The 21,635-nt window shown below is 72.2% G+C and carries 21 protein-coding genes; 11 read left to right on the top strand and 10 right to left on the bottom strand.

The features are described from left to right. The first annotated feature begins 22 nt into the window (after positions 1-22). The 3 genes from ACLF5H_RS13935 (at position 23) to ACLF5H_RS13925 (ending at position 2,276) form a co-directional block, all read left to right on the top strand. On the top strand, positions 23-1,174 hold the full coding sequence (locus ACLF5H_RS13935) for an acyl-CoA dehydrogenase family protein (protein ID WP_421676463.1): 1,152 nt from the start codon (positions 23-25) through the stop codon (positions 1,172-1,174). A gap of 59 nt (positions 1,175-1,233) precedes the next feature. Further along, the gene (locus ACLF5H_RS13930) at positions 1,234-1,524 is read left to right on the top strand and encodes a YiaA/YiaB family inner membrane protein (protein ID WP_421676385.1); all 291 of its coding nucleotides are present in this window, start codon (positions 1,234-1,236) and stop codon (positions 1,522-1,524) included. A gap of 92 nt (positions 1,525-1,616) precedes the next feature. Then, positions 1,617-2,276 (top strand): TetR/AcrR family transcriptional regulator, encoded by a 660-nt coding sequence (locus tag ACLF5H_RS13925; protein WP_421676384.1) that lies wholly within the window; start codon positions 1,617-1,619, stop codon positions 2,274-2,276. A 10-nt stretch (positions 2,277-2,286) separates the two neighbouring features. On the opposite strand, the gene ACLF5H_RS13920 is transcribed toward ACLF5H_RS13925, so the two are convergent. Next, positions 2,287-2,748: a MaoC family dehydratase gene (locus tag ACLF5H_RS13920; RefSeq protein WP_421676383.1), complete on the bottom strand. Its 462-nt coding sequence runs from the start codon at positions 2,746-2,748 to the stop codon at positions 2,287-2,289. Between the two features lie 91 nt (positions 2,749-2,839). On the opposite strand from ACLF5H_RS13920, the gene soxR reads away from it, so the two are divergent. Then, the gene (soxR, locus tag ACLF5H_RS13915; RefSeq protein WP_421676382.1) at positions 2,840-3,298 is read left to right on the top strand and encodes a redox-sensitive transcriptional activator SoxR; all 459 of its coding nucleotides are present in this window, start codon (positions 2,840-2,842) and stop codon (positions 3,296-3,298) included. 39 nt (positions 3,299-3,337) lie between these two features. On the opposite strand, the gene ACLF5H_RS13910 is transcribed toward soxR, so the two are convergent. The 3 genes from ACLF5H_RS13910 to ACLF5H_RS13900 form a co-directional block, all read right to left on the bottom strand. Next, positions 3,338-4,402: an RNA ligase (ATP) gene (locus tag ACLF5H_RS13910; RefSeq protein WP_421676381.1), complete on the bottom strand. Its 1,065-nt coding sequence runs from the start codon at positions 4,400-4,402 to the stop codon at positions 3,338-3,340. Between the two features lie 97 nt (positions 4,403-4,499). Continuing rightward, on the bottom strand, positions 4,500-5,228 hold the full coding sequence (locus ACLF5H_RS13905; protein WP_421676380.1) for a 3-keto-5-aminohexanoate cleavage protein: 729 nt from the start codon (positions 5,226-5,228) through the stop codon (positions 4,500-4,502). Positions 5,229-5,348: 120 nt separating this feature from the next. Next, entirely contained in the window at positions 5,349-5,951 is a 603-nt protein-coding gene (locus ACLF5H_RS13900; protein WP_421676379.1) for a hypothetical protein, read from the bottom strand. A 220-nt stretch (positions 5,952-6,171) separates the two neighbouring features. Here ACLF5H_RS13900 and ACLF5H_RS13895 point away from each other — a divergent pair, with 220 nt between their 5' ends. Then, positions 6,172-8,973, top strand: a complete 2,802-nt coding sequence (locus tag ACLF5H_RS13895; protein WP_421676378.1) for a penicillin acylase family protein — start codon at positions 6,172-6,174, stop codon at positions 8,971-8,973. Between the two features lie 34 nt (positions 8,974-9,007). Here ACLF5H_RS13895 and ACLF5H_RS13890 read toward each other — a convergent pair whose 3' ends face one another. Both ACLF5H_RS13890 and ACLF5H_RS13885 read right to left on the bottom strand, forming a co-directional pair. Further along, a complete protein-coding gene (locus tag ACLF5H_RS13890; protein ID WP_421676377.1) occupies positions 9,008-10,300 on the bottom strand; it encodes a serine-threonine protein kinase in 1,293 nt (430 codons plus the stop codon). 87 nt (positions 10,301-10,387) lie between these two features. Then, a complete protein-coding gene (locus ACLF5H_RS13885; RefSeq protein ID WP_421676376.1) occupies positions 10,388-11,665 on the bottom strand; it encodes an exo-beta-N-acetylmuramidase NamZ family protein in 1,278 nt (425 codons plus the stop codon). A gap of 153 nt (positions 11,666-11,818) precedes the next feature. On the opposite strand from ACLF5H_RS13885, the gene ACLF5H_RS13880 reads away from it, so the two are divergent. The 3 genes from ACLF5H_RS13880 to ACLF5H_RS13870 are packed head-to-tail and all read left to right on the top strand — an operon-like array spanning position 11,819 to position 14,901. After that, entirely contained in the window at positions 11,819-12,592 is a 774-nt protein-coding gene (locus ACLF5H_RS13880) for an SDR family oxidoreductase (RefSeq protein ID WP_421676375.1), read from the top strand. Beyond that, positions 12,589-14,262 (top strand): class I adenylate-forming enzyme family protein, encoded by a 1,674-nt coding sequence (locus ACLF5H_RS13875; RefSeq protein WP_421676374.1) that lies wholly within the window; start codon positions 12,589-12,591, stop codon positions 14,260-14,262. Before ACLF5H_RS13880 ends, ACLF5H_RS13875 begins: the two co-directional genes overlap by 4 nt. Before the next feature lie 45 nt (positions 14,263-14,307). Then, positions 14,308-14,901, top strand: coding sequence for a TetR/AcrR family transcriptional regulator (locus tag ACLF5H_RS13870; protein ID WP_421676373.1), 594 nt, complete (start codon positions 14,308-14,310; stop codon positions 14,899-14,901). Positions 14,902-14,952: 51 nt separating this feature from the next. Here the strand turns inward: ACLF5H_RS13870 and ACLF5H_RS13865 are convergent, their stop codons facing one another. The 4 genes from ACLF5H_RS13865 to ACLF5H_RS13850 form a co-directional block, all read right to left on the bottom strand. Then, a complete protein-coding gene (locus ACLF5H_RS13865; protein ID WP_421676372.1) occupies positions 14,953-16,167 on the bottom strand; it encodes an acyl-CoA dehydrogenase family protein in 1,215 nt (404 codons plus the stop codon). A 5-nt stretch (positions 16,168-16,172) separates the two neighbouring features. Continuing rightward, positions 16,173-17,195 (bottom strand): phosphotransferase family protein, encoded by a 1,023-nt coding sequence (locus ACLF5H_RS13860; RefSeq protein WP_421676371.1) that lies wholly within the window; start codon positions 17,193-17,195, stop codon positions 16,173-16,175. Between the two features lie 133 nt (positions 17,196-17,328). Further along, positions 17,329-17,880: an NUDIX hydrolase gene (locus ACLF5H_RS13855; protein ID WP_421676370.1), complete on the bottom strand. Its 552-nt coding sequence runs from the start codon at positions 17,878-17,880 to the stop codon at positions 17,329-17,331. Positions 17,881-17,921: 41 nt separating this feature from the next. After that, entirely contained in the window at positions 17,922-18,818 is an 897-nt protein-coding gene (locus tag ACLF5H_RS13850) for a DMT family transporter (RefSeq protein WP_421676369.1), read from the bottom strand. A gap of 398 nt (positions 18,819-19,216) precedes the next feature. On the opposite strand from ACLF5H_RS13850, the gene ACLF5H_RS13845 reads away from it, so the two are divergent. The 3 genes from ACLF5H_RS13845 to ACLF5H_RS13835 all read left to right on the top strand — a co-directional run bounded on the left by ACLF5H_RS13845 (position 19,217) and on the right by ACLF5H_RS13835 (position 21,612). Next, complete coding sequence (locus ACLF5H_RS13845; protein WP_421676368.1) at positions 19,217-20,203, top strand: hypothetical protein; 987 nt, start codon at positions 19,217-19,219, stop codon at positions 20,201-20,203. Between the two features lie 76 nt (positions 20,204-20,279). Next, positions 20,280-20,996: a molybdopterin-dependent oxidoreductase gene (locus ACLF5H_RS13840; protein ID WP_421676367.1), complete on the top strand. Its 717-nt coding sequence runs from the start codon at positions 20,280-20,282 to the stop codon at positions 20,994-20,996. Next, on the top strand, positions 20,980-21,612 hold the full coding sequence (locus ACLF5H_RS13835) for a cytochrome b/b6 domain-containing protein (RefSeq protein WP_421676366.1): 633 nt from the start codon (positions 20,980-20,982) through the stop codon (positions 21,610-21,612). The genes ACLF5H_RS13840 and ACLF5H_RS13835 overlap by 17 nt, the downstream gene beginning before the upstream one ends. Positions 21,613-21,635 lie beyond the last annotated feature (23 nt).

The raw sequence follows: 21,635 nt of genomic DNA, 5'->3' as shown, positions 1-21,635 counted from the left end.
AAAGGGGAGAGGTGATCTCGTGGTGAACCTGGGGCTGAGCGAGGAGCAGGCGGCCGTACGGCGGCTCGCGCGGGACTTCGTGTCCCGTGAGATCGCCCCGCACGTGATCACCTGGGACCGGGCCGAGGAGGTCGACCGGGGCATCGTCAAGAAGCTCGGCGAGATCGGCTTCCTCGGGCTGACGATCCCGGAGGAGTACGGCGGCTCGGGCGGCGACCATCTGTCGTACTGCCTGGTCACCGAGGAACTGGGGCGCGGGGACTCCTCGGTGCGCGGCATCGTGTCCGTCTCCCTCGGCCTCGTCGCCAAGACGATCGCCGCCCGGGGGAGCGAGGAGCAGAAGCGGCGCTGGCTGCCGGGGCTGACCGCGGGCGAGTACGTCGGCTGCTTCGGCCTCACCGAGCCGGGCACCGGCTCCGACGCGGGCAACCTCACCACCCGCGCGGTGCGCGACGGCGACGAGTACGTCGTCAACGGCACCAAGATGTTCATCACCAACGGCACCTGGGCGGATGTCGTCCTGCTCTTCGCCCGCTCCACCGACGCCCCCGGCCACAAGGGCGTGAGCGCCTTCCTGGTGCCCACCGACACGCCCGGTCTGAGCCGCCGCTCGATCCACGGCAAGCTCGGTCTGCGCGGCCAGGCCACCGCCGAACTCGTCCTTCAGGACGTGCGGGTGCCCGCCGCCGCGCTGCTGGGCGAGGAGGGCAAGGGCTTCTCGGTCGCCATGTCCGCGCTCGCCAAGGGCCGGATGTCGGTGGCGGCGGGCTGCGTCGGGATAGCCCAGGCCGCTCTGGACGCGGCCGTCGGCTACGCGGGGGAGCGCGAGCAGTTCGGCAAGCCGATCGCCCGCCATCAGCTGGTGCAGGAGCTGATCAGCGACATCGCGGTCGACGTGGACGCGGCCCGGCTGCTGACCTGGCGGGTCGCCGATCTGATCGACCGGGGCGAGCCGTTCGCCGTCGAGTCCTCCAAGGCCAAGCTGTTCGCCTCCGAGGCCGCCGTGCGCGCCGCCAACAACGCCCTCCAGGTCTTCGGCGGCTACGGCTACATCGACGAGTACCCGGTCGGCAAACTCCTGCGCGACGCCCGGGTGATGACCCTCTACGAGGGCACCAGCCAGATCCAGAAGCTGCTCATCGGCCGCTCCCTGACGGGGGTCTCGGCGTTCTGAGTACCGGCTGAGTAGCAAAGCGGATGTGGCGCGGGCCGCGTGCGCCGATGCTCTCCCTCATGAGTGACACATCGGTCAAGCAGCAGAGCACGGCCGCCTTCTACGGCCAGGCCGTCGCGTCCTTCGCCATCGCCATGGCGGCCACGTCCATCGGCATCTTCCGGCTGGACACCGACGCGTGGGTGCGCGCGTTCCTCGCGATCGCCGTCCTCTACCTCGTCACCTCCGCCTTCACCCTCGCCAAGGTGATCCGGGACCGCCAGGAGGCCGGACAGATCGTCAGCCGGGTCGACCAGGCCCGGCTGGAGAAGTTCCTCGCCGAGCGCGACCCCTTCGCCGAGAAGCCCTGACCTTCCGCACGGCCCGTGGGCTGCTGCGCTAAGCGCTCGCTCACCGTCGGCGGTATGGTGGTGCTCCTGTCACCGAGAGGGGCGTAAGAGCGATGAGTACGGCGGCGCAGACGACCGGCGGCGAGGCGGAGCCGTGGGAAGAGGTCACCCCCGACGCGGCCCGGCGGCTGCTGGTGGCCGCCGTGGAGGCCTTCGCCGAGCGCGGCTACCACGCGACGACCACCCGGGACATCGCGGGCCGCGCCGGGATGAGCCCGGCCGCGCTCTACATCCACTACAAGACCAAGGAAGAGCTGCTCCACCGGATCAGCCGCATCGGTCACGACAAGGCCCTGGACATCCTGCGGACGGCGGCCCGCCGCGAGGGCTCCGCGAAGGACCGGCTCGCCGACGCGGTCAGCTCCTTCGTCCGCTGGCACGCCGGGCGGCGCACCACCGCGCGGGTCGTGCAGTACGAGCTCGACGCCCTCGGCCCCGAGGCCCGCGCCGAGATCCTGGGGCTGCGCCGGCAGGTCGACGCCGAGGTGCGCGGGATCGTCGAGGACGGCGTCGCCGCGGGCGAGTTCGAGGTGCTGGACGTCCAGGGCACCACGCTCGCCGTGCTGTCGCTGTGCATCGACGTGGCCCGCTGGTTCAACATCGACGGGCCACGTACGCCGGAGGCGGTCGGCGAGCTGTACGCCGAGCTGGTGCTGCGGATGGTCGGGGCGAAGCAGCCCCGGCCGACGGCGACTTCGGGTGCCTGCCCGTAGTTTCAGGTGCCTACAGGTAGTAGCGGGAGACCGACTCCGCGACGCACACCGGCTTGTCGCCGCCCGCGCGCTCCACGGTGAAGGCGACGGCGACCTGGACGCCGCCCGTGACGTCCTCGACGCCGGTGATCGTCGCGGTGGCGCGCAGCCGGGAGCCGACGGGGACGGGGGCGGGGAAGCGGACCTTGTTGGTGCCGTAGTTGACGCCCATCTTCACGCCGTCGACCCGCATCAGCTGGGGGCCGAAGAGCGGCAGCAGGGACAGGGTGAGATAGCCGTGCGCGATGGTCGTCCCGAACGGTCCCGCGGCGGCCTTCTCCGGGTCCACATGGATCCACTGGTGGTCCCCGGTGGCCTCGGCGAAGAGATCGATCCGCTTCTGGTCGACCTCCAGCCAGTCGGTGTGGCCCAGCTGCTCGCCCACGGCCGCCTTCAGCTCGGCGGGGGAGGTGAAGATCCTCGGTTCTGCCATGTTCCCGGCCTCTCGATCGTATGCCTAAGCAACTGCTTAGCATGGTCGGGTGCCGGGTCGATGTCAACGGACAGGCCCTAGGCTCTGAGGGGTGCCGCAGATTCCCGAGAAGATCCATGAGCTGTCCGTCGGCCAGCTGGCCGCGCGCAGCGGTGCCGCCGTGTCCGCGCTGCACTTCTACGAGGCCAAGGGCCTGATCACCAGCCGCCGCACCGGCGGCAACCAGCGCCGGTTCAGCCGGGACACGCTGCGCCGGGTGGCGTTCATCCGTGCGGCGCAGCGGGTCGGCATCCCCCTCGCCACGATCCGCTCCGCGCTGGCCGAGCTGCCGGAGGAGCGCACCCCGACCCGGGAGGACTGGGCGCGGCTCTCGGAGGCGTGGCGCTCGGAGCTGGACGAGCGGATCACCCAGCTCAACCGGCTGCGGGACCACCTGACCGACTGCATCGGCTGCGGCTGCCTCTCGCTGGACACCTGTGTGCTGTCCAACCCGGACGACAAGTTCGGGGAGCGGCGGGCGGGGTCGCGGCTGATGGCGGAGGGCCGCTGAGCCCGGGACCCGGCGACCCGGCCCCAGCCCCGGCCCCGGTCACTCGTACTCCGTGCCGCCCTTCCGCGTCAGATACGCCGGACTCACCGCCTTCGCGATCGCGCGGCCACCGGTCACCGCGCTGTACCGCTCGCCGGCCGCCCGGATCACCACGCCCTCGCGCAGATGCAGCTCACGTCCGGAGACCGTCTCCCGGCCGCTCGCGACCGAGAGCACCCGGTCGATGTCGTACGGCCCCTCGTACAGCCGGGGCACCACCGGCAGTTCGCCGTCCAGTACGGCGGTGTCCAGCCAGCGCACGGTGCCCTCGATCTCCGCCGAGACGTCGAACACCGCGTACCCGAGGGTCGCGCGGCGGCCGTCCGCGCCGTACGTCAGGTCCTGCACGCCCGCGCCGTACACCTCGCCGAAGACGCCGATCCGCCGGGCCCCGAGCCGCTCGGCGAGGCGGGCGGCGGCCTCGGGGACGCCATGGGCGTGCACGGCGCGCCAGTACAGGTTGCGGGGGTCCTCCTTGAGCGCGAGCGACCTGGCGCCGAAACCCTTGGAGGAGACGTACACCCGCCCCTCGTCGGCGACGTACGTCAGCAGGCAGGCCGAGCCGTGCAGCTTCTCGGTGAGCACCACCGGCTCGCCGGGCGTGAAGATGCCCGGGTAGCGCTGGATGTTCTCGATGTCGACCCAGGGCAGCAGCTCGGGCGCCCGCTCCACCTCACCGTTCATGGTGGGCGGGACCGGCGGCACCCATTTGGTGATGCCGAGCCGCTCCGCGAAGTCCGTGCCCCGGGCGGCCGCGGCGGCGAGATCGACGCCGTCGAGCGCCTTCGGCCGGCACACGATGCCCTGGGACAGCTCGCCCCGCAGCCGTACCGCCCTGACCCGGTTCGCCGCCGCCCCCGCGAGCCGCCCGGTCAGCCCCAGCTCCTCGATCAACTCGTCCGGCAGCACGGCCTGTTCGGGGATGTACAGCGCCACCTCCCCGCTGCGGAACGCCCCCTTGGCCACCACGGCCCGGTACAGCCCCACCTGCGCCAGCTCCAGCGCGTCGGCGTTCGGGTGCTCATGGACGGTCAGCACCTCGGCGGTCACCCGCAGCGTGGACATGAAGTTCCCCCGTTCCGCACGGCTTCGACTCCCGCCACTGTCGCGGACACCAAACCCGTGGAACGAGTCAATTCCCGCCTGCTACCGTCCCGTCGGCCTACGGCGCGCGCCGGGCCGACGCGTACTGGCGCAGCCCCTCCGTCACCAACCGGGCGTTGGAATCGGCCCGTTCGCCGTCCGGCAGCAGCAGGGTGTCCTCCAGGCCGATGCGGGTCGGCAGGCCGAGACGGGCGGCGAGGCGGAGCACGGGCCAGGTGCCGCCCTCCTCGCCGTGCAGGAGGAGGGGGCGGCCGCGGGCCTCGCCCAGGGCGGCCAGGAGGGCGTGGGCCGAGGTGTTTGCCGTGGCCGGGTCCGGGTCCCTGACCTCGGCCAGGACGCGCAGGACCCGGGGGCCGAGGGCGGAGGCGGTGAAGCGGGAGGCGCCGTCCGTGCCGGACCAGATGCCCGCCTCGACGGCCACGCCCCGCTCCAGCAGCAGGGCGGCCAGCTCCTCGGCGCCGGGTTCGTGCCAGTTGACCGAGGCGAAGTCGGGCAGGAGGGACCAGGAGCGCACCCGGGCGAGCCGGGCGGCGGGATCGGGCTCGGCCCAGGCGCCGGTGGTCACCCCGATCGGCACCGCGAGCTCGGCGCGCAGCGCCTCCAGGACCGGGGTCAGGACGCGGGGGGAGAGGCTGTCGTGCCCGCACGGGCACTTGGGGTGGACATGGATCTCCGTGGCCCCGGCCGCGACGGCGTCCGCGGCGGAGCGCGCCAGGTCCTTCGGTGACATCGGGACGGCCGCGCCGTGCTCGGCGGTACGGCTTCCGTTCAGACATGCCTGCACCATGCTTCGATGGTGCCAGTCGCCGCCGGTGAAGTCAGCGGAGCGAGATCGGTGGTGCATGGGGGCGCGGCATCCCCTGCGCGGCCCCCGGACATTTCCCTGCCGAGATCCTCGCCGCGTCGGTCAGGCCGGCATCAGGAGGCGCCCCCGCCGGGCGTACGCCAGCGCCTGCGGGGAGAGCACCGGGCGCGGGACGAGTATCCCGCAGTCGCCGCACACCGGTCCCGAGGACGGCTCGTGGTCGAGGCCGTACTTCCATACGAGCCGGTCGGCGCCGCAGACCGGGCAGCTCGCCCCCGGCTCCCGCTCCAGCGCGTCGATCAGCCTGCGCAGCACCTCGGCCAGCGGATCGGAGGGGTGCACCCGCGGGTCGTCGCACCAGGCGACCCCGAAGCCGCCCCAGGTCAGCCGGTGCCAGTCGTCCACGCTGCCCGGCCGGCGCAGCCCGTCGTGCTTCTCGCGGCGGCGGCGCTCGGTGAACTCGCCCTCGTAGCCGAGCCACACGGAGCGGGCCTCCTCCAGCTCCTCCAGTGCGGCCACGAGCCGCGCCGGGTCGGGGGAGCGGTCCTCGGGACCGAACCCGGCCCGCGCGCACAGATGGTCCCATGTCGCCCGATGCCCGTAAGGGGCGAACTTCTCAAGGCACTTGCGCAGCGAATAGCGCCGCAGTGCCAGATCGCAGTCCGGATCGCGTACCTGTCTCGCCAGACTCCGGAAACCGGCCATCGCCCTGCACCTCCGTCACACCTGCACCTGTTCCGCGGCCACTTCGGCGTCGTCGTACGGACGTCGCCTGATAGACGTATCGACAGGCGCTTCGGCTCCATCTCTTCTCGCGCTTGTTCTGCTCGGCCTTCCCGCAAACTCAAAAAGTTGACGCATGTTCATCTTCAACTTCGGGGATACCGGCGGTAACGTTCGCGCACCCCAGTCGCTAGGAGCTGCCATGCCACGGCGCACCCCACGGACCGCCCTTGACAGAGTGAGAACGTTCCGCCGACTCCCCGGGTTCCTGAAGACGGCGTCGGTATGCGTTCTGATAGCCGGACTTGTCTCCCCCATTACCCAGAGCGCCGCGAGCGCGGCCACCTCCGCGTCCCCCGCGGCCGCCGCGAACGACTACTGCGGCGGCCAGTGTTCGGACATCCTGCCGCCCGGCGAGAACGGCAACGCCACCCTCGCCCAGATCCTCCTCAACCAGGCGTTCGGCACCCAGCCCGGGCACGCCGAGGACCAGCTCGGCCCGTACGCCAACCTGGCCACCGGCTACAAGGGCCTGAGCGACACGACCATCAACAACTTCTTCAACGACGCCTCGTTCGGCGTCCCCTCCGACCAGGTCGCCTCGACCGAGAAGCCGAACGGGCGCGGCGATGTGACGATCGTGCGCGACAAGAAGACCGGTGTCCCCCACATCACCGGCACCACCCGCTACGGCACCGAGTTCGGCGCCGGGTACGCCGCGGCCGAGGACCGGCTCTGGCTGATGGACGTCTTCCGGCACGTCGGCCGGGGCCAGCTGACCTCCTTCGCGGGCGGTGCCGCCGCCAACCAGGGCCTGGAGCAGCAGTTCTACCGCAACGCGCCCTACACCGAGGCCGACCTCCAGGCGCAGCTCGACCGCGCCGTGGCGAACAACGGCGCCCGGGGCCAGCAGGCCCTCGCCGACGCCGACGCCTACCTGGACGGCATCAACTCCTACATCGACGCCTCCGACAGCGGCCGCTACTTCCCCGGCGAGTACGACCTGACCGGCCACAAGGACGCGATCACCAACGCCGGCACCATCGACCACTTCAAGATCACCGACCTGGTGGCGCTGGCCTCCGTCATCGGCTCCCTGTTCGGCTCCGGCGGCGGGGGAGAGGTGAACAACGCCCTCTCCCTGATGGCCGCGCAGGACAAGTACGGCGTCGAGCAGGGCACCAAGGTCTGGGAGTCCTTCCGCGAGCGCAACGACCCCGAGGCCGTCCTCACCGTCCACGACGGCCAGAGCTTCCCGTACGGCACCAAGCCCGCCACCGCCAAGGGACAGGCGCTGCCCGACGCCGGCTCGGTGACCGAGGAGCCGCTGGTCTACGACCGCACCGGCAGCGCGGCCACCGCCGCCGCCAAGAGCGCCTCCGGCACGGCCGCGAAGACGGACCTCAGCTCCGCCCATCGCGGGATGTCCAACGCCCTGGTGGTGAGCGGCAAACACACCGCGAGCGGCCATCCGATCGCCGTCTTCGGACCGCAGACCGGCTACTTCGCGCCGCAGCTGCTCATGCTCCAGGAGATCCAGGGCCCCGGCATCAGCGCCCGCGGCGCCTCCTTCGCGGGCCTGAGCATGTACGTCGAACTCGGCCGCGGCCAGGACTACTCCTGGAGCGCGACCACCTCCGGCCAGGACATCATCGACACCTACGCCGTCGAGCTGTGCCAGGACGACTACCACTACCTGTACCACGGCACCTGCACCGCCATGGACAAGGTCGAGCAGAAGAACTCCTGGTCGCCCACGCTGGCCGACGGCACCGCCGCCGGGTCGTACACCATGCGGGTCTGGCGCACCAAGTACGGTCCGGTGGAGTACCGGGCGACCGTCGGCGGCAAGAAGGTCGCCTACACCAGCCTGCGCTCCTCGTATCTGCACGAGGTCGACTCGATCATCGGCTTCCAGATGCTGAACGACCCCGGCTACATCAAGGGCCCCCAGGACTTCCAGAGCGCGGCCCAGCACATCAACTACACCTTCAACTGGTTCTACGCCGACTCCCAGCACACCGCCTACTACAACAGCGGTGACAACCCGGTCCGCGCGGACGGCGTCGACACCGAGTTCCCGGTCTGGGCGCAGCCCGCCTACGAGTGGAAGAACTGGAACCCGGACACCAACACGGCCGACTACACCCCGCCGTCCGCCCACCCCAACTCCATCGACCAGGACTACTACGTCTCCTGGAACAACAAGCAGGCCAAGGACTACACCACCGCCTCCTGGGGCGACGGCTCCGTGCACCGCGCCAATCTGCTGGACGACCGGGTGAAGAAGCTGGTCGCGGCCGGTGGGGTGACCCGCGCCCAGCTGGTGCAGGCCATGGCGTCCGCGGGCGTCAGCGATCTGCGCGCCGAGGACGTGCTGCCCGAGCTGCTCCAGGTGATCAACTCCTCGCCGGTGACCGACTCCGCGGCCGCCGACGCCGTGAACAAGCTCCAGGCGTGGGTGACCGCGGGCGCCCAGCGCACCGAGACCAGCGCCGGTTCCAAGACGTACGCGAACGCCGACGCGATCCGCATCCTGGACGCCTGGTGGCCGCTGCTGGTCAAGGCCGAGTTCCAGCCCGGCCTCGGCAGCGATCTGTACAACGCGCTCACCAGCAACCTGGCCGTCGACGAGGCCCCGTCCGCCGGACACGGACCGACCGGCTCGCACGCCGGAAGCTCCTTCCAGTACGGCTGGTGGAGCTATGTCGACAAGGACATCCGGTCGGTGCTCGGGCAGAACGTGCAGGGCCCGCTCGCCGCGAAGTACTGCGGCGACGGGGACCTGGGCGCCTGCCGGGACGCCCTGATCAGCACCTTGAAGCAGGCCGCCGGGATGACCGCGGCCCAGGTCTACCCGGGCGACTCCGTCTGCTCCGCCGGTGACCAGTGGTGTGCCGACTCGATCGTCCAGCGCACGCTGGGCGGCATCAAGCACGGCAACATCAGCTGGCAGAACCGGCCGACCTTCCAGCAGGTCGTGGAGTACACCTCGCACCGGTGACCCCGGTACCGAGCGAGCGGTGACTGGCGGCGGGTCAGGCGATCCGGCCCGCCGCCAGCACCACCCGGGCCAGTTCGGGATGCAGGATGTCGCTGTGCGCCCCGGCCGGCGGACCGCCCCGGCGGACCACCGCCGCCGCGTCCACGTTCACACACCCCGACGCGGGCAGCCGGCCCGCCAGGGCACCGGCCAGATCCAGCCGGGCCGTGCCCGGTACCGCCTGCACCCCGTCATGGCCCAGCGCACCCCAGCGGGGACCCAGCACGGCCGCGATCTGGTCGCCCAGGCAGGTCCGGTCGTCCCCGGAGAGCCGCGAGACCAGCGGATAGAACGTGCCGAGCGCCGCGTCGAAGTGCGAGTGGCAGCACACCAGCGGACCGTCGATCCGCCGCTGCTGGTCCTTCAGCGCGCCCGACCTGTGCGGGTCGTCGGGCAGCCGCTCCGCGAACACATAGTGCGAGAAGGCCCCTTCGAGGAGGGTCACCGACTTCACCGGGGACGCCTTCGCGGGCAGCCCGCGCAGCGCGAACGCCACCAGGCGCGCGCCGAAGCTGTGCCCCACCAGATGCACCCGCACCCCCGGCGCCCGCGCCGCCAGCCTGCCCAGCAGCGGCCCGAGCCCATGCTCGCCGACGGTCCCGGCCCGCCCCTTCATCTGGTAGTACGCCGCCTGCCGCAGCAGCTCCTTCGCGCCCTCCCAGGGGTTGGGCAGGCTGAACCCCTCGGTGCCGCCCGGCGCCGCGACCGCGGCCAGCGCCTGGGCGAACTCGGCGCACGCGGTGGCCGGTTCCTCGGTGAACACGGCCGGCTCGCCCTCCTCGTCGGTGTCGGCAGCCGCGCTCCCCGTCCGCTCCAGCAGCAGCCGCACCAGCCGCCCGAACTCCGTCAACCCCGCGTCCCCGTCCGGCCGTTGGTCGAGCAGCCGGGCCAGTCGGTCGATGACGTCCGCCCGGTCCGGGAAGGCGACGAGCAGCCCGCGCCGGGTGTCCTGGTCCAGCGCCGGTGCGGGCGCCGCCTCCGTCGCCGCCACCGACCTCGGGAAGTCGGGGATCGGCTCGTCGCTGAACCGCATCGACGGCCACACCACCCCGGCGTACCCGAGGTGCGCGCCCGGCGCGAGCCCCGGGAACGGGGCGAAGAAGCGGCGGTACAGGGCGGTCGCGGCCGAGCGGTCCTCGTTCCACCCGTGTGCGAAGACGACCAGGTCGCGGAGGCCGTGCTCCGTGACCTGGGCCAGCAAGTGATCGCGTTCGGGCGGGTCGACGTCCCCGCTCGCGTCGAAGGTCAGCTCCCAGTAGGGAGACACACTCATCCCGGAATCCGCCATGTCAGGCTCCCTCGCCCCGCGGAGAACGACACGTTACCCGGTGTAATTGTCCCGCGACGCAGAGGAGTTGAAACCGGTCCGCGCGCCTCACATGTACAGCAGGTACTCCTCCCGGACCCGCCGGAACGCGGCCAGCTCCTGCCGCCAGGCGCCCGTCACCTCGTCGGTGTCCGCGCCCGCGTCGATCATCGTGCGCACCCGGTCCGAACCGGTGAGCTTGTCGATCCAGTCGTCCGGCCGCCAGGCGAAGCCGTCCCAGACCTTGCGCGCGGTCACCAGCAGGGCGATGCCGGTGCGCACCGGGTCGTAGGCCGCCCGGTCCGTCACATGGATCTGCACCCCGCCGGCCGTCTTCCCCTCGAACTTGGAGAACGTCGGCGCGAAGTACGCCTCCCGGAACCGCACCCCGGGCAGCCCCAGCGCGTTCGCGGCCGCCGCCCAGCGGCCGTCGACGCCCTCGGCGCCGAGGAGTTCGAACGGCCGGGTGGTGCCGCGGCCCTCGGAGAGGTTCGTGCCCTCGAACATGCAGGTGCCGGAGTACACCAACGCCGTGTCCGGGGTGGGCATGTTGGGGCTCGGCGGCACCCAGGGCAGCGCCGAGGCGTCGTAGAAGTCAGTGCGCCGCCAGCCCGTCATCAGCACGGTCTCCAGGGGGACGGACCCGCCGAGGAACTCCTTGTCGAACAGGTGGGCCAGCTCCGCGACGGTCATGCCGTGCGCCTGCGCGATCGGCTGCCGGCCGACGAAGGTGGCGAACTCCTTGTGCAGCACCGGACCCTGGGCCTCGCGGCCGGTGACCGGGTTCGGGCGGTCGAGCACGACGAACCGCTTCCCCGCGAGCCGGGCGGCCTCCATGCAGTCGTACAGCGTCCAGATGTACGTGTAGAAGCGGGCGCCGACGTCCTGGATGTCGAAGACGATCGTGTCGACGCCGGAGGCGGTGAAGACGTCGGCCAGCGGCTGACCGCTCTTGAGGTACGTGTCGTAGACCGGCAGGCCCGTCTCCGGATCGTCGTAGCGGCCCTCGGAACCACCGGCCTGCGCGGTGCCGCGGAATCCGTGCTCCGGTCCGAAGACCGCCGTCAGCCTGACGAGGGGGCTGGCGTGCATCACGTCGACGATGTGCCGGGCGTCGCGGGTGATGCCGGTGGGGTTGGTGACGATGCCGACTTTTCGGCCGTGGAGGAGCCGGTAGCCGTCGGCCGCGAGCCGTTCGAAGCCGGTGCGGAAGGGCGCGCGGTGCTGAGGGGACACGGCCTCACCGGGGGATACGGCCTTCCCGGGGGATACGGCCTCCCCGGGGGACGCGGCGGGGACGGCGGCCAGGGTGGCCGTGGCCAGGAGGTTTCTTCGGGACAGGTTCATGGGACCTCCGTCGGTGCGGAAGGTGCGGGCCTCTAGAGGTTGGTGCGATGACCCTTCCTTCACACATACCGACCGGTTAGTCTGGCCGCGCTGTGCCGAGCTGTGCCGAGCTGAGCCGAGCTGTGCCGAGTCGCGTCGTGTCGAAGGAGACCGATGGTGGAAGCCATGCAGGATGCGGGAGTCGTCGTCACCGGGGCCGGTGGGGGGATCGGGGCCGCGCTGGCCCGGAGGTTCGCCGGGGCCGGGGCACGGGTCGTGGTGAACGACCTGGACGGGCGAAAGGCGAAGGCGGTGGCCGAGGAGATCGGCGGGACCGCCGTGCCCGGGGACGCCTCCGCGATCGTCGAGGAGGCCCGGGACGCGCTCGGCGGGGCCATCGACGTGTACTGCGCCAACGCCGGGGTCGGCAGCTCCGACGGCGACATCGCCGGGCCGCTGGACGAGCGGTCCTGGGCGCTGGCCTGGGACGTCAATGTGATGGCCCACGTCCGCGCGGCCCACGCCCTGCTGCCGCACTGGCTGGAGCGGGGAAGCGGCCGGTTCGTCACCACCGTGTCCGCCGCCGGGCTGCTCACCATGGTCGGCGCCCCCTCCTACAGCGTCACCAAGCACGGCGCCTACGCGTTCGCCGAGTGGCTGTCCCTGACGTACCGCCACCGCGGTCTGAAGGTGCACGCGATCTGCCCGGAGGGCGTGCGCACCGACATGCTCGCGGCCACCGGCACCGCGGGCGAGGTGGTGCTGGTGCCGACCGCGATCGAGCCGGCGGACGTGGCCGACGCGCTCTTCAAGGGCATCGAGGAGGACCGTTTCCTGATCCTGCCGCACCCGGAGACCGGCGCCCGCTACCAGGTGCGCGCGGCGGACCCCGAGCGCTGGCTGGCCGGCATGAACCACCTCCAGCAGAAGGTGGAGGAGGTCTCGTGAGCGACTCCCCTTACGCGGCGAGGCCCTGGCTCGCCCTGCTGAACGAGGCCCAGCGAGCCCCCGTCGCGCCCGCCGACTCGCTGGTGCACGCCCTGCGCGCCGCCGCCGCGAAGGCGCCCGAGCGCACCTTCCTCGCCTACTTCGACGCCCGCCTGAGCTACCGCGAGGTGGACGCGCTGAGCGACTCGGTCGCCGCGCATCTCGCCGCGCGCGGACTGGAGCGCGGCGACCGGGTGGCCGTACTCCTGCAGAACTCCCCGCACTTCGTGCTCGCCGTGCTCGGCGCCTGGAAGGCGGGCGCGACCGTGGTGCCGGTCAACCCGATGTACAAGTCGGCCGAGGTCGGCCATGTGCTGCGGGACGCCGAGGCGGCCGCGCTGATCTGCTCCGACCGGGCGTGGGAGTCGTATCTGCGGCGGACGGCGGCCGACTCGCCGGTGCGGATCGTGCTCACCGGGTGCGAGCGGGACTTCCAGACCCGCGACGACCAGCGGGTGCTGGCCTTCGAGCGGCTGCCCGCGGCCCCCGACGCGGAAGACCTGGTGGCCGTGGCCCGGCAGGGCGGGCGGGTGCCCGAGGGGCGGGACCCGGGGCCCGGCGACATCGCGCTGATCAGCTACACCTCCGGGACCAGCGGCACCCCCAAGGGCGCCACCAACACCCACGGCAACATCATGTACACCGTGGAACGCCAGCGCACCGGGCTCCCGCTGCCCGAGGGGCCGGTCTACTTCGCGCTCGCGCCGCTGTTCCACATCACCGGCATGGTCTGCCAGTTCGGCGCCTGTCTGAACAGCGCCGGCACCCTGGTGCTCGCCTACCGGTTCGAGCCGGGCGTGGTCCTGGAGGCGTTCGCGGAGCACCGCCCGGTGTTCACGGTCGGCCCCGCCACCGCCTTCATGGCGCTCGGCGCCCACCCCGGGGCGGGCCCGGAGCACTTCTCCTCCTTCGTGCACCTCGCCTCCGGCGGCGCCCCGCTGCCGCCCGCGCTGGTGGAGGGCTTCCGGGCGCGGTTCGGGGCGTACATCCGCAACGGGTACGGGCTCACCGAGTGCACCGCGCCCTGCGCCTCCGTGCCCTCCGGCCTGGAGGCGCCGGTCGACCCGGTCTCCGGGACGCTCGCGGTCGGCCTGCCGGGACCGGACACGCTCGTACGGATCGTGGACGAGACCGGCGCGGACGTGCCGTTCGGCGAGCAGGGCGAGATCGTGGTGCGCGGGCCCCAGGTGATCCCCGGCTACTGGCGCCGCCCGGACGCCACCGCCGAGACCTTCCCCGGCGGCGAGCTGCGCACCGGCGACATCGGGTTCATGGACCCGCAGGGCTGGCTGTACGTCGTGGACCGCAAGAAGGACATGATCAACGCGTCCGGGTTCAAGGTGTGGCCGCGCGAGGTCGAGGACGTCCTGTACGCCCATCCGGCGGTGCGCGAGGCCGCCGTCGTCGGCGTCCCGGACGGCTATCGCGGGGAGACCGTCAAGGCGTACATCAGCCTGCGTCCGGGCGCCGACGCCGACCCGGATGAACTCGCGGTGTACTGCAAGGAGAGACTGGCCGCCTACAAATATCCGCGCCAGGTGGAGATCCTGCCCGAGTTGCCCAAGACGTCGAGTGGGAAGATCCTCCGGCGGGAGCTTCGTTCCCGCGGCGACGGCAAACGTCAGAACTAGCGGTATCTCAGAACGAGCGACCTCATGGAAAGGCAGGTGGCGGCAGTGCCCAGGACGACGGACGGCGACGGAGCACCTGTTCCGCAGCGGCTTCTGGCCGCCGCCACCCGGCTCTTCGCCGAGCAGGGATACGACCGGACCTCGGTACAGGAGATCGTGGAGGCGGCCGGCGTCACCAAGGGGGCGCTGTACCACTACTTCGGCTCCAAGGACGATCTGCTGCACGAGGTGTACGCGCGCATGCTGCGCGTCCAGCAGGAGCGGCTCGACCACTTCGCCGACATGGACGCGCCGGTGGAGACCCGGCTGCGGGAAGCGGCGGCGGACGTCGTGGTGTCGACCATCGAGAACCTGGACGACGCCTCGATCTTCTTCCGCTCCATGCACCAGCTGAGCCCGGAGAAGCACAAGCAGGTGCGGGCCGAACGGCGCCGCTACCACGAACGGTTCCGCGCGCTCATCGAGGAGGGCCAGAAGTCCGGCGTCTTCTCCACCGCGACCCCGGCCGACCTGGTCGTGGACTACCACTTCGGCTCCGTCCACCATCTGTCCACCTGGTACCGCCCGGACGGGCCGCTGACCCCCCAGCAGGTGGCCGACCACCTCGCGGACCTGCTGCTGCGCGCGCTGCGGCCCTGAACGCCGGTAAGGGGCGGCCTCCCTTGCAGGCCGCCCCTTACACGTGTCCGCCTACAGGTACTTCTTCAGCTCCCGCCGCGCCAGCGACCGCTGGTGCACCTCGTCCGGGCCGTCGGCCAGCATCAGGGTGCGGGCGGCGGCGTAGACCTCGGCCAGCGGGAAGTCCTGGCTCACCCCGCCCGCGCCGTGCAGCTGGATCGCCCGGTCCAGGATGTCGACCACCGCGCGCGGGGTGGCGATCTTGATGGCCTGGATCTCGGTGTGCGCGCCCCGGTTGCCGGCGGTGTCCATCAGCCAGGCCGTCTTCAGCACCAGCAGCCGCAGCTGCTCGACCGTCACCCGGGCGTCGGCGATCCAATTCTGCACCACGCCCTGCTGGGCCAGCGGCTTGCCGAACGCCGTACGGGAGACCGCGCGCCGGCACATCAGCTCGATCGCCCGCTCGGCCATGCCGATCAGCCGCATGCAGTGGTGGATCCGGCCGGGACCGAGCCGGGCCTGCGCGATGGCGAAGCCGCCGCCCTCCTCGCCGATCAGATTGGTCACCGGCACCCGCACCCGGTCGAAGACCACCTCGGCGTGTCCGCCGTGCGAGTGGTCCTCGTAACCGAACACCCGCATGGCCCGCTTGACGGTCACCCCGGGCGTGTCGCGCGGGACCAGGACCATGGACTGCTGGCGGCGGATGTCGGCGCCGTCCGGGTCCGTCTTGCCCATCACGATGAAGATCCGGCAGTCCGGGCTCATCGCCCCGGAGATGTACCACTTGCGGCCGGTGATGACGTACTCGTCGCCGTCCCGCTCGATGAGGGTGGTGATGTTGGTGGCGTCCGAGGAGGCCACCTCCGGCTCGGTCATCGCGAACGCGGACCGGATCTCACCGGCGAGCAGCGGCTCCAGCCACTGCTTCTTCTGCGCCTCGTCGCCGAACTGCGCCAGCACCTCCATGTTCCCGGTGTCGGGCGCCGCGCAGTTGGTCGCGGTGGGCGCCAGGTGCGGGGAGCGGCCGGTGATCTCGGCGAGCGGCGCGTACTGGAGGTTCGTCAGGCCCGCGCCGTACTCCGTGCCGGGCAGGAACAGGTTCCACAGCCCCTGCCTGCGCGCCTGTGCCTTCAGCTCCTCCACCACCGCCGGGGTGTCCCAGGGCGAGGCGAGCGCGGCCCGCTGCTCCTCGGCGACCGGCTCGGCCGGGTAGACGTACTCGTCCATGAAGGCGAGCAGCTTGGCCCGCATCTCCTCGGTACGCGCGTCGAACGCGAAGTCCATGACGGTCAGCCTTCCTGAAGGGTGGTCAGTCCGTGGTCGATGAAGACGGGCACCAGCTCGCCGATCCGGTCGAAGCCCTGCCCGACCGTCCGGCCCAGCGTGAAGCGGTAGTGGATGCCCTCCAGGATCACGGCGAGCTTGAAGAACGCGAACGCCTCGTACCAGGACACGGCCGTCACGTCCCGCCCGGAGCGCGCCGCGTACCGCTCGATCAGCTCCTCGGGCGCGGGGTGCCCCGGCGCCTCGGCGGTGGTGGAGACGGGCGAGTCCGGCATGTCCAGGGAGCGGCTGTACATCACCAGCAGCCCGAGGTCGGTCAGCGGGTCGCCGAGGGTGGACATCTCCCAGTCGAGGATCGCCGTGATCCGGTCGTCCGCCCCGATCAGCACATTGTCCAGCCGGTAGTCGCCGTGCACGACGGTGGCGGTGGGCGAGGCGGGCAGCTTGCGGCCCAGTTCGGCGTGGAGTTCGTCGATGCCGGGCAGCTCGCGGTTGCGGGAGGCGTCCAGCTGCTTGCCCCAGCGGCGCAGCTGCCGGTCCAGATAGCCCTCCGGGCGGCCGAAGTCGCCGAGCCCCACCTCGGCGGGGTCCACCGCGTGCAGCTCGACCAGCGTGTCCACCAGGGACAGCACCGCGCCCCGCACCCGCCGCTCGCCGAGCGGGGCGAGCTGCGCGGAGGTGCGGTACGGCGTGCCCTCGACGAACTCCATCATGTAGAACGGCGCGCCGAGCACCTCCTCGTCCTCGCACAGCAGCACCGGCGCGGGGACCGGTACGGAGGTGGGGTGCAGGGCGCTGATCACCCGGTGCTCGCGCTTCATGTCGTGCGCGGTGGCGAGGACATGGCCGAGCGGCGGGCGGCGCACGACCCACCGCGAGATGCCGTCGGAGAGCGCGTAGGTGAGGTTCGACCGGCCGCCCTCGATCAGCCGCCCGGTGAGCGGCCCCCGCACCAGCCCCGGGCGCTCCCGCTCCAGCAGGGCGCGCAGCCGGTCCAGGTCCAGTCCGGGCGGGTGGTCGGCGCTCATGTGTCACTCCTGTGAACGGTCGGGTATCAGGACCCGACTCATGATGCCGACCGGTCGGTATGTCGTCCAGTGTGTGCGGCGAACAGGGCGGGAAACGTGACGGGGACCACCGGATTCCGGGTGCGGGGGAGGCTCAGTTCCCGGCGCTCCCGGCGTTCTCTGCGTTCTCTGCGTTCTCGGCGCGGAACCGCGCGAGCCGCTCGTACGCGGCCAGCCCGTCCGGCACCCACTCCCACTCGCCGAGGCGCGCCTCGACCTCCTCCTCGGAGAGGAAGTCGTGCCACTGCACCTCCTCCACCTGCGGGTTCACGGGCAGCTCGCAGCGCACCTCGTACACCGCCGACCACCAGGTCTTCCCGGCGCCGTCGTCGTAGAGGAACGTGAACAGGTGCGTCGGCCGGGGCAGCCCGGACACGCCCAGCTCCTCCTCGGCCTCCCGCAGCGCCGCGTCGTCATAGGACTCGCCCGCGCCCACGACCCCGCCGACGAACGGGTCGTACAGGGCGGGGAACACCAGCTTGGTCGCCGTGCGCCGGTGCACGAACAGGCGCCCCCGCGCGTTTCGGACCTGGATGAAGACACAGCGGTGGCGCAGCCCCCTCTCGTACACCTCACCGCGCGGCAACTGCCCGACGACACGGTCGTGTTCGTCGACGACGTCGAGGATCTCGTCAGCAGGGTTCATGCCCTCATCCAAGCACGGGGCATGCGCTGTGGTGGAGGGACTCAGCGGCGCTGGAGCTCGTGGGCCGGGGGTTCCGACTCCGTCGCGCCGCAGGGCATCGCCGGGTGCATCCCGAGCAGCACGATGCCCGCGACCACCCCCGCGAGCCCGGCCGCCTCCCCGGCCAGCGCCCCGGTGTCGGTGCGCAGCCGGTCGCCGAGGAAACCCACCCCGCACAGGATCCCGGTGAGCGGCTCGGCCGCGGTCAGCGCGGGCAGCGACATCCGCAGCGGCGCGGTCTCGAACGCGCTCTGCACCAGCACGAGACCGGTGACCCCGCACGCGAACACGCCGTACGGCTGCCAGCTGGTGAACAGCTCCGCGAAGCCGCCGTCGGAGAAGAGGGTGCCGCTCACCCGGGTCAGCGCGTCCTGCACCCCGTAGAGCAGCCCGGCGGCCAGGGCCAGCAGTACGGCGGCCCAGTTCAGCCGGGAGCGCTTGGCGTACGTCGTCAGGGCCAGGGCCACGCCCACCACCACGCCGATGATCAGCCAGTGCCGCAGCGGATCGGCGATGGCGTCGCCGGCCCGGGGCTCGCCCGCCGTGATGAACGCGCTCACCCCGCCCGCGAGCAGCAGCAGCCCCGCCCAACCCTGGCGTCCCAGCGGCTGTCTGGTCTGGTACCGGGACAGCGCGAGCGCGAACAGCAGATTGGTCGCGAGCAGCGGCTCCACCAGCGAGATCTCACCCTTGCCGAGGGCCACCGCGCCCAGCACCATGCCGGCCACCATCAGCCCGAGACCGCCCAGCCAGCGCGGCACCCGCATCAGGTCGAGCAGCAGCCGGAACGACAGGAAGTCGCTCAGCGGCGCCTGTTGCGCGGCGTTCTGCTGGAGCACGAAGCCGAGGCCCAGACAGCAGGCCGCGCTCACGGCGAGGAGGAGAACCAGAACCGACACGCTGCGTACCTCGATCATCCGGCCGGACCACGGACGCGTAGTGGCCGACTGTAGCGCCCCCGGGACGGCATTGCCCCGGAAGAACCCGGAAAGGGGCGGGGGACCCGCCATGGTCGGCGCCCGGGGCGCGGGGCGCCATGGCGTACGCCACACACCTCGGCACGACGGGGGCGCGCGACGGCATGGCGTACGCCACAGCGCCGCACCGCACGCCGGTTCCGCGCCGGTTCCGGCTCGGCCTCACGGTCGGTCACGTATCCGCGCCTATACCCCAATTTCCCTGCCACGAACGGTAGTTGAACCCATTAACATCAGCGTTCCGCTTGACGCAAACCTTGGCCTGCGGGTTTGCTGTGTGTGATCGGCCGATGGCAGCCCGAGAAACAGGAAGTCCTGCGGTGTCACCACTCCCGCCCCTGCTCGACGTGCGCCGGGCCCGCACGGCCCCCTCCGGCGCCACCGCCCCGGACCTCCCCGGCGGCTATGACGACGCCCTCGACGACGCCGAACTGCGCACCGCCCGCGCCGCGTTGGTCCAGGGCCGCCGCCAGGCCGCCCGCTCCCTGCTGCTGCACACCGGCGACGACTGGGACCGCCGGGGCCACCGGCTGACCGCGCTCGCCCGCGAGCCGTACGCCGCCGCCTGGGCCCGGGACTGGCTCCAGGCCGAACCCGGCTCCCCGGACGCCGCGGCCCTGCTCGCCCTCGCCCAGGTGCAGCGCGCCCTGCGCGGCCGGGAGAACCCCGAGCGGGCCCGCGAGACGTGCGAGCGGGCCGCCGCGCTCGCCCCCGCCGACCCCACCCCCTGGCTCGGGCTGCTGCGGCTCGCCCGGATCGTCGGACCCGAGCGCGAGGTCTTCGACGTGTTCGCCGAGGTGCGCCGCCGCCACCCCGAGCACCACCACGCCCACCACCTCCTGGTCGCCCGCCTCGCCGAACGGCCCTCGGGCGGGCGCTACGAGTCCCACGAGGTGTACGACCTCGCCGAGCTGGCCGCCGCCGAGGCCCCCGCCGACTCCCCGCTGGCCGTGCTCCCGGTCGTCGCCCTCGCCGAGCGCTACCGGGTGCTCGCCGCCACCGGCCTCGCCCCGGCCGACCCCACCGCCTCGGCGCACTGGTCCGGGCCGCGCGCCCGCCGGATCCTGCGCGCCGGTTTCGACTGGTGGCTGGAGTGGGAGCAGGACGAGCACCCCCGCCGCCACATCGACCTCAACCACCTCGCGTTCGCGCTGTCCTGCGCGGGCCGCCCGGCCGAGGCCGCCGTCCTCTTCCGGCGCATCGGCGCCCACGCCACCCGGGCCCCCTGGAGCTACCCGCACCGCGACCCGCGCGCCGCCTTCCGCACGGCCCGCGCCCGCGCCTCCGCGTTCCTGACGAATCCCTGACCAGGATTCCTTACGAATCCCTGACCAGCGCCCCGATTCCCTGGCCACCCCGCGCGCCCGGTGTTCGAATGAGCAGGTGAACCCCGAACCCCCCGAGGAGCGGGACGGCACCCCCGTCGGCCGCCGTGTCTTCCTCGGCACCCTCGGCCTGGGCGCCCTCGGCGTGCTCGCCGCGCCCACCCTGCAACGCGCCCTGGAGGGCATCGCGGGCAAGGACCCGACGGGTCTGACCGGTCTGCTGCCCAACGGCGGCGGCTTCCGCTACTACTCGGTCGCCGCCTCCGTCCCGGACAAGAACGCCACGGACTACCGCCTGACCATCGGCGGCCTGGTCGACCGCCCCCGCGCCTACACCCTCGCCGACCTGCGCGCCCTTCCGCAGACCCGGCTGGTCAGGGACGTCCAGTGCGTCACCGGCTGGCGGGTCCCCGGCACCCCCTTCGAGGGCGTACGCCTCGCCGATCTCCTCGACGCCGCCGGGGTCCGCCGCGGCGCCAAGGCGATCCGCTTCACCTGCTTCGACGGCACCTACAGCGAGAGCCTCACCCTCGACCAGGCCCGCCGCCCGGACGTCCTGGTCGCCCTGCGCATGCAGAACAAGGACATCGGCCACGACCACGGCGGCCCCGTCCGCCTCTACGTCGCCCCCATGTACTTCTACAAGTCCGCCAAGTGGCTCTCCGGCATCACCGTCACCGACCGCGTCGAGCCGGGCTACTGGGAGAACCTGGGCTACGACGTCGACGCCTGGGTCGGCCGTTCGAACGGACGCACCGATGAGCCTACGAGCTGACACCCCGGCCCGCCCCGCCGCCCGGATCCGCCGCTTCTCCCGGGCCGAACGCTGGATCCACCGGGCCACGGCCGCGCTGATGGGGGTCTGCGTGCTGACCGCGGCCGTCCTCTACATCCCTCAACTGGCCGTCCTGGTCGGCCGTCGCGCCCTGGTCGTCCGCGTCCACGAGTGCGCCGGGCTCGCCCTGCCCGTCCCCGTCCTGCTGGGCCTCGCCTCCCGCGCCTTCCGCGCCGACCTGCGCTTCCTCAACCGGTTCGGCCCGCACGACAGGACATGGCTGCGGGCCGCCCTGCTCCGCGACCGGCGCCAAGGGTCGCGCCCGGCGGGCAAGTTCAACGCCGGGCAGAAGATCTACGCCGCCTGGATCGCCGGGGCGACCTGGGTCATGCTCGGCACCGGCCTGCTGATGTGGTTCACCCATCTCGCCCCGCTGGTCTGGCGCACCTCCGCCACCTTCGTCCACGACTGGCTCGCCCTCACCATCGCGGTCGTCCTGGCCGGGCACATCGGCATGGCGCTCGGCGACCCGGAGTCGCGGGAGGGGCTGCGCACGGGAACGGTCAGCCAGGAGTGGGCGAAACGGCACCACCCTCTGTGGCGAACGCGCCCGTAAACGGCTTCCGGCCCACGAAAAGG

This window comes from Streptomyces sp. LaBMicrA B280 (assembly GCF_049222185.1).
In the GTDB taxonomy this organism is placed as follows: Bacteria; Actinomycetota; Actinomycetes; order Streptomycetales; family Streptomycetaceae; genus Streptomyces; species Streptomyces murinus.
The sequence above is the reverse complement of the archived record's forward strand: the minus strand, read 5'-3'. Positions and strand labels throughout refer to the sequence as shown.